Origin of the sequence: Nostoc sp., from assembly GCF_036917535.1 — a bacterium.
In the GTDB taxonomy this organism is placed as follows: domain Bacteria; phylum Cyanobacteriota; class Cyanobacteriia; order Cyanobacteriales; family Nostocaceae; genus Nostoc.
The window spans coordinates 37,604-53,062 of sequence record NZ_JBALDA010000067.1; the positions used below are offsets into that span (position 1 = coordinate 37,604).

The 15,459-nt window shown below is 39.8% G+C and carries 13 protein-coding genes; 9 read left to right on the plus strand and 4 right to left on the minus strand.

What is annotated here, in order from left to right; translation table 11 throughout:
* Positions 1-145: 145 nt before the first annotated feature.
* Positions 146-856, minus strand: coding sequence for a ribose-5-phosphate isomerase RpiA (rpiA, locus tag V7K56_RS21965; protein WP_334913554.1), 711 nt, complete (start codon positions 854-856; stop codon positions 146-148).
* Between the two features lie 192 nt (positions 857-1,048).
* Here rpiA and V7K56_RS21970 point away from each other — a divergent pair, with 192 nt between their 5' ends.
* Positions 1,049-1,528 carry a hypothetical protein gene (locus V7K56_RS21970; RefSeq protein WP_334913556.1) on the plus strand — a complete coding sequence of 160 codons (480 nt, stop codon included), beginning with the start codon at positions 1,049-1,051 and terminating at the stop codon, positions 1,526-1,528.
* Positions 1,529-1,680: 152 nt separating this feature from the next.
* The gene (locus V7K56_RS21975; RefSeq protein WP_334913660.1) at positions 1,681-2,355 is read left to right on the plus strand and encodes an S-layer homology domain-containing protein; all 675 of its coding nucleotides are present in this window, start codon (positions 1,681-1,683) and stop codon (positions 2,353-2,355) included.
* A 30-nt stretch (positions 2,356-2,385) separates the two neighbouring features.
* Here V7K56_RS21975 and V7K56_RS21980 read toward each other — a convergent pair whose 3' ends face one another.
* A complete protein-coding gene (locus V7K56_RS21980; protein WP_334913558.1) occupies positions 2,386-3,720 on the minus strand; it encodes a hypothetical protein in 1,335 nt (444 codons plus the stop codon).
* A gap of 512 nt (positions 3,721-4,232) precedes the next feature.
* Here V7K56_RS21980 and V7K56_RS21985 point away from each other — a divergent pair.
* Positions 4,233-4,523, plus strand: a complete 291-nt coding sequence (locus V7K56_RS21985) for a hypothetical protein (RefSeq protein WP_334913560.1) — start codon at positions 4,233-4,235, stop codon at positions 4,521-4,523.
* Here the strand turns inward: V7K56_RS21985 and V7K56_RS21990 are convergent.
* Both V7K56_RS21990 and V7K56_RS21995 read right to left on the minus strand, forming a co-directional pair.
* Positions 4,439-5,191: a hypothetical protein gene (locus tag V7K56_RS21990; protein ID WP_334913562.1), complete on the minus strand. Its 753-nt coding sequence runs from the start codon at positions 5,189-5,191 to the stop codon at positions 4,439-4,441. The two genes, V7K56_RS21985 and V7K56_RS21990, sit on opposite strands and share 85 nt — an antisense overlap.
* Positions 5,188-5,568, minus strand: coding sequence for a mCpol domain-containing protein (locus V7K56_RS21995; protein WP_334913564.1), 381 nt, complete (start codon positions 5,566-5,568; stop codon positions 5,188-5,190). Before V7K56_RS21995 ends, V7K56_RS21990 begins: the two co-directional genes overlap by 4 nt.
* Before the next feature lie 826 nt (positions 5,569-6,394).
* Between V7K56_RS21995 and V7K56_RS22000 the strand changes: the two genes are divergently transcribed.
* The 6 genes from V7K56_RS22000 (at position 6,395) to V7K56_RS22025 (ending at position 15,452) form a co-directional block, all read left to right on the plus strand.
* Positions 6,395-9,280, plus strand: coding sequence for a DUF3131 domain-containing protein (locus V7K56_RS22000; RefSeq protein WP_334913566.1), 2,886 nt, complete (start codon positions 6,395-6,397; stop codon positions 9,278-9,280).
* 362 nt (positions 9,281-9,642) lie between these two features.
* A complete protein-coding gene (locus tag V7K56_RS22005) occupies positions 9,643-10,701 on the plus strand; it encodes a hypothetical protein (protein WP_334913568.1) in 1,059 nt (352 codons plus the stop codon).
* Positions 10,702-12,177, plus strand: coding sequence for a DUF3131 domain-containing protein (locus tag V7K56_RS22010; RefSeq protein WP_334913570.1), 1,476 nt, complete (start codon positions 10,702-10,704; stop codon positions 12,175-12,177).
* 83 nt (positions 12,178-12,260) lie between these two features.
* Positions 12,261-14,243 carry a glycosyltransferase gene (locus V7K56_RS22015; RefSeq protein ID WP_334913572.1) on the plus strand — a complete coding sequence of 661 codons (1,983 nt, stop codon included), beginning with the start codon at positions 12,261-12,263 and terminating at the stop codon, positions 14,241-14,243.
* 79 nt (positions 14,244-14,322) lie between these two features.
* The gene (locus tag V7K56_RS22020) at positions 14,323-15,036 is read left to right on the plus strand and encodes a PIG-L deacetylase family protein (RefSeq protein ID WP_334913574.1); all 714 of its coding nucleotides are present in this window, start codon (positions 14,323-14,325) and stop codon (positions 15,034-15,036) included.
* A gap of 89 nt (positions 15,037-15,125) precedes the next feature.
* Positions 15,126-15,452 (plus strand): STAS domain-containing protein, encoded by a 327-nt coding sequence (locus V7K56_RS22025; RefSeq protein WP_334913576.1) that lies wholly within the window; start codon positions 15,126-15,128, stop codon positions 15,450-15,452.
* Positions 15,453-15,459: the final 7 nt, after the last annotated feature.

The following is a 15,459-nucleotide window of genomic DNA, read 5'->3' on the forward strand; positions in this document are numbered from 1 at the left end:
AGTTCTAGCTTGGAGTGAAATAATAGCTATAGCACTGCTAACTAAGTCTCTATAAGGATTTTGAATAGCGCATAATTAATTTCTGGAGATATCTATTGCTAAATTTTGGATTTTAGAAACATCTAAAATCCAAAATCTAAAATTTTTACAGTTGCCGCACTAATGGCTGACCATCTTTAACTTCACCAATCAAAACTAAATCGACACAGTTAACGAAGATACCATTTTCCAGAACGCCGGGAATGTTATTCAATGTTTTTTCTAGTCCGGCTGGATCTTCAATAGAGTCAAATCTGACATCTAAGACAAAGTTCCCTTGGTCTGTGATTACTGGACCAGCTTTTTTTACACCCATGCGGAGTTCTGGTTTACCACTGAGTTTTTTGATGGCATTAGTTACAGGAGTAATTGCCATTGGAATCACTTCCACGGGTACAGCAAAACTAGAACCTAAGCGGTCTACTAATTTGCCACTGTCTACCACGACGATGAACTGTTCTGCTAGGTAGTCTACAACTTTTTCGCGGGTATGTGCTGCACCACCGCCTTTAATCAAATTCTTCTGCGGATCGACTTCATCAGCCCCATCAATGGCAATATCGATGCGATCAATAGCATCCAAGGTGGCGAGAGGGACACCATACTGCTTTGCCAGCACTTCTGACTGAAATGAGGTAGGTATACCAATGATATCTTTGAGTTCACCAGACTTGAGGCGATCGCCCAAAAACTGAATCGTATATGCTGTAGTTGACCCCGTACCCAACCCGACAATGGAACCCGAATTGACTAGGGCGGCGGCGGCTTTGCCAACTTCTTGCTTCATCAACTTTGCGGGATCTGCTGCTGTTGTCATTCCCAAAACTCCTGAAAAACTGACTATAGTCCATAGTAGTGGGCAGATAACGCCAAAACATCAAAGGGAAAAAACAAGTTTTTGCTAATTTCTACTTCCTTGATTAGGGACTTCCAAAATAAAAAATATCTTAGTGTCCGGAATAAAGGAGATGACTGATGTAGAAGTAATGTATATTAATATACGAATTTAATGAACAATCCCCAGTACATCGTTCCTACTTTTAAGCAACTTTTCGCTGAGATTGACCCGGAAATAGCAAATAGCTTCACGGTAGAGCAATTAGAATCGATAAAAAAGGGTTTGGCCTCTCGTGCTAGGACACGTCATTCTTTAGACATAAGAGTTTCAGTACCAATTCCCGGATTAAGGTTTTATCTGGTGTTGTTAGCAGGTTCAGAGCGTCGCTCTCAAGTGCGTTTACGCTCTGAAAAAGGTTTATATCCTTTTTGGACTCCTGCCAATATCTTGTTCCTCATAGGATTTCTAATCATTCTATCTACTTGTAGCTACACTATATTTTCTTTTGCATTGTCTTCACTTACTCCCACATCTAGCTCCTATTACCCTACTTCAATTCCTTGGATTGACGATAAATCAGAATGCGAACACACTGGTAGAATCTGGAATCATGGGAAGTGCTGGGATACTGAACACAGTCCTAATTTTTAAAATTTATAGCCACACCCTACGTAGCTAAAGCAACATTGCCCAGCCTAAATTCGTCACTAGCTGAGTTACAGGTTATTAGGAACACCAAATTTTACGTTAACCAGTAACGTAGTTTTTTAAATTCACCTTAGCAGTTAAAAGTGCTTATCATGATGCGTCAGCTTTCAATTTCTCTATCTTTAATGGCACTACTACAAAGCTTGCCAGCAATTGCTCAAGTACCAGAATCTACTTCTGGAATCCCAGCTGATTCCATTCAACAGGTAACTGCTGTCAAATGGATGACAAACTTTCCCGATGGCAAATTTTATCCCGAAAGGTTAGTGAGTCGGGCAGAATTAGCCTCGATTATGGTAAAAGCATTTCGCCTAGATAAAAGAGAAGCTGTTACCAAAGAAAATTTAACTATTCCAGATGTTCCTCGTTCTTATTGGGCATTTAATGATATACAAACAGTCTTAAAAACTGACATTATGAAAGGCTATCGGGGCAATGAATTCTTCCCTAACCAAAAGGTGACAAGGGCAGAAGCTCTGGCTATTTTCGCCCAGGCTTATGGTGTATTTCAATTTCCCGATAGCGCTGTAAATGAGATTCTGGCTTCACATCCAGATGAAAAATCTATCCCAACTTGGGCTAGAAAAGCGATCGCTACAGTAGCTAGTGAGGGATTTCTGAATACAGATGCTCAAGGCAATATTTCTCCATTAAAACCCGTAACTCGTGGGGATATGGCTTATGTATTGAGTAAATATTTGCAACGACAACAGCAACAACCCGAAACACCAGAAGTTCCGATAATTCCAAATAGCCCACAATCACCTTAACTAGATTTTATCAAGCCAACGTACTCAAAATTAGTTTTGACCTGGATTTCTATACTTGTCTCGAAGTTGACGAAGAAGATATAAGGAATTAGATTGCGTTGGTTGCTGCAAGACATTATTCCCATAATTAGTTTGTGGTAGTTGGGTCGGCTGCTGCAAGCCATAATTCCCATAATTAGATTGTGATGGTTGGGTTGGTTGCTGCAAGCCATAATTTCCATAATTAGATTGTGGTGGTTGCATTGGTTGCTGCAAGCCATAATTCCCATACCCTACAGGGTTTGTGGGTGTGACAACACTTTGACTTTGGCTAGAGTAAGGTACAATATTACTTGGTACTACATTAGGCACTACTTGACCATTATTTAAATTGTTGTAGGCATTTTGCGGTAAGTTCGTACCTGTAGTTAACCCATTATTAGGAACTACTTGACCGTTATTTAAATTGTTGTAGGCATTTTGCGGTAAATTCGTACCCGTAGTTAACCCATTATTAGGCACTACTTGACCATTATTTAAATTATTGTAGGAATTTTGTGGTAAGTTCGTATCCGTTGACGCGTTGCCTGTCCCAGTAGTTAACCCAGTACTTGGTAGAGAATTCTGACTGGTTAAGCTATTGATGGGTGGCGTTAGTGTTGTTCCTGGAGCGGAGACTTGACCCGAAGCATTTGTCTGAGTTCCAGTAGTACCATTGAAACTAGACAATTTCTGGTTTGTCGATTGGTTAAGCCCTGTTTGCAGAGGGCTGATAGAAAGAGAATTTTGATTATTGTTGGTTTGATTAGGCAATCCAATACCCAGGCTAGAGGATGTTTGGTTTCCTCCTATTGGTTCAGACGCTGCATTAAAGGTTTTAAGACCTAGAAACTGGTTACTACTATTAACCGTTCCAGTACGCAATAAATTGTCTGTTTGGACAACAAAAGGATTTTTAAAGGCTGGGGAGGTGTCGCCGTTAATGTCTAAACTAGGATCTAATTTGGTATTATTAGCAGACTTTTGTTTGTTACTTACATCATCTAATGAGTCTTTGCTCTTGTTCGCCTCAGTCTTTTGCTCAGACCCATTTGCTGTTGATGAGGGAGTTGCTTGGTCAAAGTCATTAAATAAAACTGGCAGGTTATCAATATCTGCTGCAATAGCTTTGTTTTCTTCTGACAGGGAGGAATCAGCAGATTTTTCTATAACGACAGGTTTTTTTTGCTTATAAACGAAAATATCTGGGTTTGACCAGTATTCCCAGGTTGCTAGCCCAACTACAGATAAAAAAATCGCAGTTCCCCAAAAACCAGGTCGCCCTAGATTCCATAACCTGGCTTTGAGATAGCGTAAGTAGGCGGGAGGATAATGACGATTTGGCATGGGATTTACTAAGTGAGATTTACTATGAATTCCTAAAATTCCACGGAAGAGGCATTGCTGTTTGATGCTTTTACTTGCCTGATAAGGAAATGTCTCAACTAAAATTCGATTGTGATTTTATCGTAACTTCTCAAGAAATTATTAGTCATTATTAAATCAAAAATTTATTAATAACTATTTTATACTAAACCGTTTAGTTTAAAAAATATTTTTGAATATATTAGCTGCGATCGCTCCAGCTTCCATTTTCGCTATCTTGATTTTCTACAGGATTAGCAACTTATCGATGGTGCTTACCGAAGAATGGATAAGCTAATTCTACCTCCTTCAATAAATCCTGAATATGTCAGAGATTGCTGATTTCTCGGCTTCTAAGCTTTTGTCGTTAGATCGCGATCGCTAATTGTCACCAATAGAAGCAACCAAAGCTGCCCTAAAGCGGATTAATGCTTACAATAGCCAGCTTTATCCGATGACAAACAGGACTACAGTTTGATTTAGATAAAGGTGTTGTGGAACTGCGGATTGCTTACAGTCCCAACTTTGGCTACGCCGATGTCGAGCTAGAAATAGCTGTCTTAGTTAAAGCCGCAGTTGATATTTTTACCAAACTTGATACTGTTGTTGAAGAAGTCGATCCTGGTTTTGCAAATCCCCACAGTATTTTCCAAACCTTGTCGCAAGCTGTTACAGCCAAGTTACTGCACGGCTTTATGCTTTATTTTAGACGATCTGCAACCCCAAAAATATCGTTGATAAGCCCTAGTCCTGTTACCAATGCGAGTGCGATCGCTGCATATTGAGCAAGGACGTTTTGTTGCTGCTGAATTAATACAAAAACCATCACTCCAAGAACAATAGAAATTACCAAAAGAAGCTTTATAAGCCTCCCTTGAGAACGCATAGTATTAAAGCTTTTTATAGTTGTTCCTGATTTAGAAAAGTCAATGTATTCATAGCAAACAATATCCCTACATATATCATGATAATCTCTGCTTAGACCTTGCGTTTTCCATTCTTGTGAATAGACTCTATCATCAAGCTCAAAGCAGCAAATATGCCTAATCCCATTCAAGATATAAGACGAGATAACATCACTAGAAACTTTTTTGTTACAGCCAGAAATATCCACAATAAGTTCATCCATATCGTGAAATTTTTTGTTCAAATCTTTAGTTGAAAATTCTGGATTTGTAAATAAAACTCTTATGATTCGTTCTTCTAATTGACTAGAGGAAGGCATTGTTTCGTAGCCAAGCTTATATATGTTAGGATAATTAATGGAAAGTTCTTCAAATTTGTTTTTAATTTTTTTGATCTTATCTCTTGCTTCTGAAAGCTTTCCTACTGCCCCTGAGTTGACTGCAAAATGTATGTTACGAACGCCTTCAACTTGAATACAATGAGTTATAATATTGACATAGAGTCCTGGATTATCACTTTGGATGAAAAGGAGTAATTCTTTTGTCACCTAGCACACTCCTGAAAGATTTCAATCCGATTTTTTCCACTAGCTTTAGCTAATTTAAGCGCAAAATATGCTTGACGCGGGCTGTCGCCGATACCAAATGATATTGTTGTATGTGATAGATTAGAGAACTCAATTCTTAACTTTTCTAGCTCATCAATTAAAAGTTCACTTACTATGAGGCTTGCTAGTAAACTATCTCCCCCGCTAAATATTATTTTTGCATTAAACTCCTTTAATAACTTCTCTGTAAACCAAATCATAGCTGCTTGAAAATCATTGAAAAAATCTGATAACGGATCCATTTGCTCCATAACAATAAAAAACTCAATTTTTCGACCTACATCGTCACCATCTGCTGCAATATATAAAGTTTTCATAGGAAATATTAAAGAATGATTATGTTTATTGTTAGCTTGACAAAGTAATGTTTTAACTATTGCATATATTACGATCAGCAGTCTACTTAACCTGTTTGAATAGCAAAGCTTTTGTCGGTCGTAAAGCTAAATATAAACTACTTAATACCCAATTGTTAGATAACTTTGAAACAATTACCTCTGCCAAGAATTGAAGCAGTCTAACTAGTTATTATACTAATGCCTTCTGCATACATAATTGCTGACTATTACAGTAACTGGAATGTATAATTCATAATTAAAATAATATATAGTTTTACTATAGTTATCAACTATATACCAGAATTTATCTGCGTATTTACCCAATTTGTCATAAATATATAGAAACTTTCTTCATAACATCTCTTTTTGGGCAAAATATAAACTTTTTCCGTATACAGACCCCGTATAAGTAAACAATATAAAAAATTTCCGTATAATTCACCCTGATATCCAGAATTTTTCCGAATATCATCCCGTATTAAGACACTATACAGACTTTATCTGGATATCAAACTACGGAAAAACGCTCAAATAAGTTGATGAAACAGGTTCAGAATGTAATTTACCTGAAACATTATTCGTACAGTACTGAGAAAACCTATATTCTGAGCCGTGATGGTTGAGGTGTTCGTAGTCGGCTTGACTAATAAAAAATCTATCATGATTAAGCGATTTGATGTTGTTCTCTGACGCTACTCGACTGAATCGATAACGATATTACAAAAAGAATAGACCTGATAAAGCTCAATTTATGAATTATAACTGTACAGACGGGCTATGACGCTCTTACCTCCTTCTTGAAATTATGATATACAAACTCCCTCAACAAAAGCTGTTGAGATGGATTGCATTGTTCCTAATTGGAACATTTCTGCAATTATTGTTTTACATCCCAACACCAGTCTTATCTCAAAATTCCAATAGCTGTAGCAATATTACAACCCCACTCACATCTGAAGAACAAACTTATGCTCGTGCGGCTTGGCAGTATTTTGTCAAAAATTATCAGCCAGCAACGGGATTTACCAATTCTACTGGGGGTTATCCTTCAGGTACACTCTGGGATATGGGTAACTACCTGATGGCATTGAATGCTGCACGATGGTTGAATCTTACCGATCAAGCAGATTTTGATTCCCGCCTCAATAAGTTTTTGACGACTCTCAACAGCTTGAAGTTATTTGAAGATGCTTTGCCCAATAAAGTCTATAACGCAGCTACGGCAAAGATGGTTGATTATGGCAACAATCCACTAGAACAAGGTATTGGTTGGTCTGCTTTGGATATTGGGCGAATACTGGCTGCGTTTGATGTCATCCGTACCTGTCATCCTCAATATAATGAGTGGCTCAAAGGAATTGTCGCAAAATGGCAGGTGGCGCGATCGCTCAAAGATGGACAACTTTTTGGCGCTACTGTTCTCCCTGACAAGAAAACCTTACTAGTGCAAGAAGGACGACTCGGCTACGAAGAATACGGCGCTAGAGGTTATCAACTTTGGGGTTTTTCAGCACCTAAAGCTATTGCTTTAGAACCGTTTAAGCTAGTTGAAATTAATGGTGTGCAAATTCCTGTTGATAGTCGTGACTTTCAAAGTACCAACGCTAATAATTACGTTGTGAGTGAGTCTTACATCCTTGATGGAATTGAATTTGGCTTACAAGGAGAATTAGCTGATTTTGCTGCCAGGGTTTTAGATGTGCAAAAACGGCGTTTTGATACCACAGGTCAGTTAACTGCGGTAACAGAAGATAATATCGACCAAGCACCTTATTTTCTCTATAACACCGTCTACGCCAACGGTGCAAATTGGGCAACTATTACCGATGCCAATCAACCTTATCCACAGTTTCGCAGCATCAGTACAAAAGCTGCTTTTGGCTGGCACTATCTGTTTCCCGACAATGCTTATGCCCAAAAAGTTTTTGATGCAGTCAAGGATCTCCACAGTCCTGATGATAGTGGTTACTATGCTGGAATCTATGAAGAATCAAAACAACCTAACAAAGCTTTGACGGGTAATACTAATGGGTTAATTTTAGAGATTTTATACTACAAAGCTAGGGGAAATCACCCGTTAATTGCTTCCACTTCTGCAAGTGTGTCTACTGGCAAGCCGAGTGAAAATGCTTCTCCAGCAACACCTGCAAATCAACCGAATTCTACTGACAAGCCGAGTGAAAATGCTTCTCCAGCAACACCCGCAAATCAAGCGAATTCTACTGTTACGACTGCGATCGCAACCCCTGCGGATACTTCTAAACCTACAGAAGTAACTGTTGCACCTATTCCAGCAGTGGATAGTCCCCAGCCATCATCTAATTTGAAACTAGATCGACCACTGACGCCTGTTGAACGGCGCTATGCAGAGGCGGCTTGGCGATACTTTCAAGCAAATTATCACTCCAAGAGTGGACTGATAGACGATCGCAGTGATTTCAAAGGTGCAACCCTCTGGGGATTAGGAGATTATCTTGCTGCACTCCACGCAGCGCGATCGCTTGATACAATTACCTCCAAAGAATTTGACCAGCGCACCCGTCATCTCTTAGGAGCTTTGACAAAGTTACCGTTATTTGGGGGGGAATTGCCAAGTCGGGGTTATGATACTAGAACTCTCCAACCAGTCGATTATGGTGGAAATCCAGTTGCAGAAGGAAACGGTTGGTCAGCTTTAGATTTGGGTAGAATGCTGGCGGCGCTGTACAACTTAAAAAGCTGTCATCCTGAATATACGGCTGCCGTAGATAAAATTGTGCTGGATTGGTCATACTTGCGTGTAGTGCGCGAAGGTATTCTTTCTAGTGCCACCGTTACTAAAGAGCAAGATGGGCGATATCTCACCCGCGTTAACCCCGAAACTCGCTTGGGTTATGAGGAATATGCTGCTCGTGCTTTTCAATTATGGGGGTTTAATCTCGATCATTCTGCGGTTGGGGGTGAATATCAAACTACCTCAGTGGAGGGATTGAAAGTCCCAATTCAACGCCATCGCACAGATACTAATTCCAAAGTTAACAAATACACAGTTAGCAATCCTTTTGTACTCTATGCATTGGAGTTTGGATTAGATCCACAAATGCGATCGCTCTTTGAACCAATTTTTCAAGCACAAGCTGAACGTTACCGTCACACTGGCACTCTTACAGCTTCAGCCACCACCTTGATTGATCGTAAACCTTACACTGTCCACAGTACAATTACTGGAAAAGGTGAGCCTTGGGTAGCTTTAGCAGATAATGGGCAAATTGTACCAAAGGGACGATTAGTGAGTACAGCAGTTGCTTTTGCCTATCATGCTCTGCTTCCAGAAAATAAGTATAGTCAAGAGTTACTACAAGGAACGACTGACTTATACAATCCATTAGCCGGATTTTATGAGGGCTTTTATGAAACTACGGGTAAAACAGCAGTTGGTTTTACCAATAGCACCAACAGTATGATTTTACAATCCTTGCTATACAAGGTGATGAATCAACAACCTTTAATTCGTCCCACCAATAACATGAAATCTCCTTGGTGGCAAGAAGTTAGTAAAGAAAATTCTGGGCGAGGTTTACCCAACATTGCTAAACAACAAACCAAGTTAATTTCTGATAGTTCTGGAAGTTACTGGGTTTCAGATAGTGAAAAAGCTCCACTAGTATCGCTGCGCGGAAGTCAAAAGTCAAAAGTCAAAAGTCAAAAGTAATGTATTCTCGGCTTTCGCGTCATGTTGAATGGTATGTTTATTTACGCCGTGTTGTACTAGTAACTGGTACAAAAGTCACAGAATAAGTTGAAACGCAATTTATAGCAAGTGCTAAGTTTGAGTGCTGAGTAAAAACCCAGTCAATTTAGGGCTTTGAATAATTAACACTGTCCTAACCTATGTGACTATGGCTATACTTTCAGCTCATCCCTGAAGGGGTGGGCTTTCACGCTGACTTTATGTAATTACCAAGTTGTGTTTGTTATTAATCAGTTGTATTTGGGAATACTTGTACATGATGCAGTAGCTTTCACGAGCAACAGACATCTGGATTCAAAATCCCTGTTTATTCGTTCAAATCTATGGACAAGGTACGACTGGCGCTGATGATGCTAACTTTACTAGGAAGCATCTTTGCGAATAAAAATCTCATGGCGGTTACTGATGCCTCAAGGCAACTCGAAAACCGGAAATTAAACCAAATTCGCAACCAAATACCTTCCAATACTCCTGTACTACTGGGACTGTATGCCGCAGATTATCTAGGAAATCAAAGTACAATTGACAGCCAATTACGTCAAGTCGATCAATGGGTTGGTAAGCGCCATACTATTGCTGGATTGTTCTTAGATATTGAGGACTCAAATCCTGCTTACAACATCCCAGTGTCCCTAGAACAACTGAAGCACAACGGATATACAGCTTTTATTAATCTCAAATCTACTCGTTCGGCAGCGCAGATTGCTAAGGGAGACGTAGATAGCTCTCTACAAAAAGTGGCAAAAGCCTATGCTGATTGGGCAAATAAAGGAGAGGGTCGTATGGCGTTCATCGCACCATTGCAAGAGATGAATATTCCTGGAGAAGCATACAGCAAAGACCCGCAGAACTTCAAATTAGCTTATCAACGTATCCAAAAGATATTTAAAGAGGCTGGTGTATCTTCACAAGTAATACGTTGGGTATTTGCACCTAATGGTTGGAGTGAAAACAATGAACATCGCTTTGAAAACTACTATCCTGGGGACACGTCGGTAGATATTGTTGCCTTTAGTTCTTACAACTGGGGGTTTTGTAGTAATTCTTCTTGGAAACACTGGAGTAGCCCAAAAGAAGTTTTTGAACCATATATCAAGCGGATGAAAGTTATGGCTGGCAGTAAGCCGATTTTTATCGCTCAAACAGCTAGTACGAGTAATACACAAAATGGTTTACCCAACACTGCCAAAGACCAATGGTTAAGAGACTCCTACACTCAGCTACCTGGGATGGGTGTAAAAGCCATCCTTTATTTCAATATTGATAAGGAATGTGATTGGGCAATTAACAATAATAGTGGCAAATCTGCTGGTTATAAAGACGCGGTAAATAATCCGGCTTTCGGCTATTTATCTCCTGCTGAGTTGGCAAACAAGATATAAATGGCAACAAGCGTCATTAAAAGTATGATTTTGCAATCAGTTTTGTACGCAACGACAAATCAACAACCACTGCTTTGTCCGAGTACTGCGACGTGGCAATGCTCTCCTATCCCATCTATGATCATTGCTGCCCCTGATAACTTTAGCCCTGATGTCGAAACACCATTGCCACAAACCGTTCCAGAACCTAATGTTCCCACAGTTACGCCACTACCGTTAAAACCAAAACTGATACCACTAAAACCAACAGCTACACCAGATAAACCTGTTACTCCTTCACCAACAACTTCTTTACCACGATTGACCCAAGAAGCGGATCAAATTGCTGCCAAGCGAGCTTGGAAATATTTTGAGCGTAACTGGAATCCCCAAACAGGTTTAGTAAATTCGGGAGACAACTTGCCGTGGACAACTTGGTGGGATCAGGGTAGCGCCTTATTAGGAATTCATGCGGCTTACCAATTAGGATTATTGCCGCAAGATGTTTTCCAAAATCGGATGAACACATTGCTACAGACGTTGGAAAAACTGCCGCTACCGCCAACTGGTTTACCCAACAAAGCTTATAGTACCCATACTGCCGAAATGCGCCATCTCAATGACACCCCTGATCCCAAGGGTACAAGTGGTTGGTCAGTTCTAGATATGGCCCGATTTTTATTAGGATTGCATGTTATGCGATCGCATTATCCAGAATATAGCGATCGCATAAATCACATCGTTGCTCGCTGGAATCTATCGAAACTTGTCAAAAATGGTTGGTTAAACGGTGCTATTCCTAGAGTCGGTCAACTTCTGGAAGTGCAGGAAGGGCGATTAGGCTACGAGCAATATGCTGCTCACAGTTTAATGCTATGGAATATTCAAGCCACTAATGCTCTCTCTAATCCACCAGTCAAGGTGATTCAAGTGGATGGTATTACTCTGCAAGTCGATCAACGGAATTTAAAAAACTCTGGAGCTACTAATTATCTAACAAATGATCCTTATTTACTTTGGGGTTTAGAAATGGGTTGGAATGATACTGTCAAGCCTCAAGTGCAAAATCTGTTCAAAGTGCAACAACAACGGTTTAAGCGCACTGGAATTTTAACTGCTATAAATGAAGATTCGTTGGATCGTCCCCCTTACTTTCTGTATTACAGCGTCTATGCCAATGGTCAATCTTGGCAAGCCGTTAACGTCAGCGGAAAAGCTTATCCCCAATTGCGGTTTGTTAGTACAAAAGCAGCATTTTCTTGGTTTGCGCTCATGCCAGATGACCCTTATACGAAAAGGCTGCGAGACTTTGTTCAAAATTTATCCGATAAAAATCACGGCTATCTTTCAGGACGATATGAAAATTCTCAACTAGGTGTTAATGCTTCAGTTGACGTTAATACGAATGCGATCGTTTTAGAAAGTTTGCTTTACCAAGCTAGAGGCAGACATCCACTGGTGCTTGAAGCCAAGAGCCAGGTGAGGCAGCAGAAATAAAGAAAATTTTTAACAACTTCTAACTCCTAATTTAGCATTTTTCACCATTACGCTATCCTTTTACATTAATTGCTGGTACTAAAATGACTTCAGTTTCTATTAGCGATCGTTCCTCAAACTTTTCTGGTAACAGTCGCTCATTACTCAAAAAAAGAACACTATTATTTCGCTACCTGGCAGAAATCAATTTAATTTTTGGGATTTGGTATTTGCAATGGCGCATTACCCATTCGATCAATTTTGATGCACTGTGGCTCTCTATTCCTTTGCTGATAGCCGAGATTTACAGCTATTTCGGCGGCGTAATGTTTGTAATTGGGTTGTGGCGACCTTTAGTCAGACAAATTAAGTCTCTCGACCAGATGACCCCACCCATACCTAAAGCCGACTGGCCAACAGTGGATGTATTTGTAACCTGCTACAATGAACCGCCGGAAATTGTTGAAGAAACTGCCAAAGCCGCCCTAGCAATGGATTATCCGCCTGTCAAGTTACGCGTTTATGTACTGGATGATGGTAACTCGGCTGATATGCGAGCGATGACAGAAAGATTGTGTATTGAAGATTTGCAGTCACCACAATTACACCTAGAAGCGGAACGGATTGATGCAGAACATTCTGGCTTGTTGGAGCGTTTGAAGCAACTGGAAAATCTCACACCTAATACTCAAGCTGCGGAACAATGGCTGCAAACATCATCAGAACTAGTGGTGAACCAGCCTGCGGCTGAATTTGTGCAAAGTTTGCGATCGCTGATTCTTTGGCTACCTCCGACTCATCAAAGTATTAGCGATCGTCTAATTACCGAACGGAAAGCTTTAAAAGAAGCTATTCACAAAAAAGAACTAGAACTAGTTGAACTTGCTCGTTTTCGTTACATTGCTCGTCCGAAGACGCCTGGTATAGCACATCATGCCAAAGCAGGCAATATCAATTATGCAATTTTTTCTGGAGAAACTTCAGGAAATTTTATTGTTACTCTAGATGCTGACCACATTCCCAAACGAAATTTTCTCAAGCGAGTTCTGCCTTATTTCTACACCTATAATCTTTCAACAGGAAAATACGACCAGAATCAAATTGCTTTTGTACAGACCCGTCAGGATTTTTATAATATTCCTCCAGGCGATCCTTTTGGACATCGAGCAAATTTATTTTATGGGCCGCTTCAACAAGGTAAAGATGGTATGAATGCTGCCTTTTATACGGGCACAAATGCGATCCTTAGACGTGAAGCATTAGTTAGTGTAGGACTGCAAAATTTTGCTGATGAATTTGCCAAAGATGAAAAACGTTTAGACGAATTTGATTTAGTTGGTGGGGTATCCAGTAATAGCATTACGGAAGATATGAATACAGCAATGCGTCTGCATAGTGCTGGTTGGAAATCTATTTATCACAATGAACTTTTAGCAGAAGGTTTAGCACCAGACGATCTAAGTTCTACTCTCAAACAGCGGCTACGCTGGGCACAAGGAACTATCCAAGTGCTAGTAAGAGAAAATCCATTGATAAAACCAGGGCTAACCTTTTGGCAAAGGTTGCAATATTTCAAGACGATGTATAGTTATTTCTCTGGTTTTGCGACTCTGGTTTTTATTTCTTGTCCAATTATTTATTTTTTTACGGACATTGTTCCAGTCAAAACCTACGGCCCTGACTTTGCCGTACACTTTTTCCCAGCTTTTATTATTAACCGTCTGACTTTCCTTGCAGCTACTTGGGGCATTCCAGCTAGAGAAGTATGGCGCTCGGAACAATATGCGATCGCTTTATTTCCCTTATTAATCCAAGCTGTATGGAGTGTGTTCACAGGACAAAAACTCAATTTCCAAGTAACACCTAAGCAACGCCAATCTGGAATTTATCTCCGGCTTGTTTGGCCACAGTTGGTTGTCTTCATCCTTACCATCTTAGGAATGTTATGGAGCCTTTATCAATTCGCAATTGGTCATTTAAATAATCCTGAAGTTCACCTGCTCAATGGTGCATGGGCTATCTATAATTTATTACTTTTGTGGGCGATCATCCGCGCATCTGTTTGGCAGCCCCCAAAAGAGATTTAAAAGGAAAGTAACAGAAGTGGCAGAGGCAATAAGGAGAATAACTACTGACTTATAAATCCAGTCTAGAAAGAAAACAGCTATGAACACTTATTCAGACTCAAACAACCTTGGTCAGCGAACTGTCTTAACAATCTATGCTCATGCTGATGATGAAGTTCTACCTGCTGCTGGTACTCTCAGTCTGATGTCTCAAGCAGGATGGAATGTTCGTTGCTTAATTTTGACTGATGGCGGTCTTTCTAGTTCGCCTGTTAAGGGTACACGTCATCAAGAAGCAGATGCAGCAGGTAAAATCATCGGTGCAACTTACGAGTTTCATGCACTTGAGGAGTGCAATTTCTCCACACAAGCAGTGATTAAAGTTACTGAAGAAGCTCTTAAACGTTGGCAACCGGATCTGATTATTACTCACGCACCACAACCTGAAAAATATGGACATAGAGATCATGAAGTGTGTGCGATCGCAGTTTCTAATGTTGCTACCCGCAAAAATATACCTTTATGGTATTCAGCACCACCTGTTTTTTTGCGCGGTTTTGAACCCAACTTTTTTGTGGATATCACCTCTGTAATTGAAGAAAAAGTTGCAGCTATCGGTTGTTATGAATCAGAATTAAATAAAGCATTTATGCAACTTGATGCCATACTTGTTCTGTCTCGCTTTTGGGCACGAGAGTTAGGTCAAAAAGATGGCTATTTTGAAGCTTTTGAAATTTCTCGGCAATGGGTTGATGCTAGCTTTTTTACGGCGATCGCAAATAATAGTAATCAGCAAGTATTAAAACAAAGCTAATTACAAACTTTATCTATTGCGGTTTGTATGAAGTCAATGCCAAAATATAACTACATCGTTTTCAAGCAAAATAATAGGGCAATATAACCATGACTTTGAATGTAAAAGTACTTGAATTATCTGGAATTTTAGATGGGATTAGAGGTAATGAACTACGTCGTGAAGTTAGCAGTATTCTGACAAACGGAGTCGAGATTTTGTTGATCGATATGAAAGAAGTAAAGTTTATTGATAGCTCTGGTTTAGGTGCTTTAGTATCAGCAATGCAAATGGTACGAGCTGCTAATGCCAAACTGTTTGTTTGTTCGATAAGCGATCAAGTTAGGATGTTATTTGAACTGACTAAAATGGATAGAATTTTCCAAACCTTTGCTGACCAAGATGAATTCAATCGCCAAGTTTTGGCAATACAGTAACCTGTGA

Bases quoted from the DNA above. Each gene is read 5' to 3' on its own strand.
- rpiA (WP_334913554.1), bottom strand. From the start codon at position 856: ATGACAACAGCAGCAGATCCCGCAAAGTTGATGAAGCAAGAAGTTGGC.
- V7K56_RS21970 (WP_334913556.1), top strand. From the start codon at position 1,049: ATGAACAATCCCCAGTACATCGTTCCTACTTTTAAGCAACTTTTCGCT.
- V7K56_RS21975 (WP_334913660.1), top strand. From the start codon at position 1,681: ATGCGTCAGCTTTCAATTTCTCTATCTTTAATGGCACTACTACAAAGC.
- V7K56_RS21980 (WP_334913558.1), bottom strand. From the start codon at position 3,720: ATGCCAAATCGTCATTATCCTCCCGCCTACTTACGCTATCTCAAAGCC.
- V7K56_RS21995 (WP_334913564.1), bottom strand. From the start codon at position 5,568: ATGAAAACTTTATATATTGCAGCAGATGGTGACGATGTAGGTCGAAAA.
- V7K56_RS22000 (WP_334913566.1), top strand. From the start codon at position 6,395: ATGATATACAAACTCCCTCAACAAAAGCTGTTGAGATGGATTGCATTG.
- V7K56_RS22005 (WP_334913568.1), top strand. From the start codon at position 9,643: ATGGACAAGGTACGACTGGCGCTGATGATGCTAACTTTACTAGGAAGC.
- V7K56_RS22010 (WP_334913570.1), top strand. From the start codon at position 10,702: ATGGCAACAAGCGTCATTAAAAGTATGATTTTGCAATCAGTTTTGTAC.
- V7K56_RS22015 (WP_334913572.1), top strand. From the start codon at position 12,261: ATGACTTCAGTTTCTATTAGCGATCGTTCCTCAAACTTTTCTGGTAAC.
- V7K56_RS22020 (WP_334913574.1), top strand. From the start codon at position 14,323: ATGAACACTTATTCAGACTCAAACAACCTTGGTCAGCGAACTGTCTTA.
- V7K56_RS22025 (WP_334913576.1), top strand. From the start codon at position 15,126: ATGACTTTGAATGTAAAAGTACTTGAATTATCTGGAATTTTAGATGGG.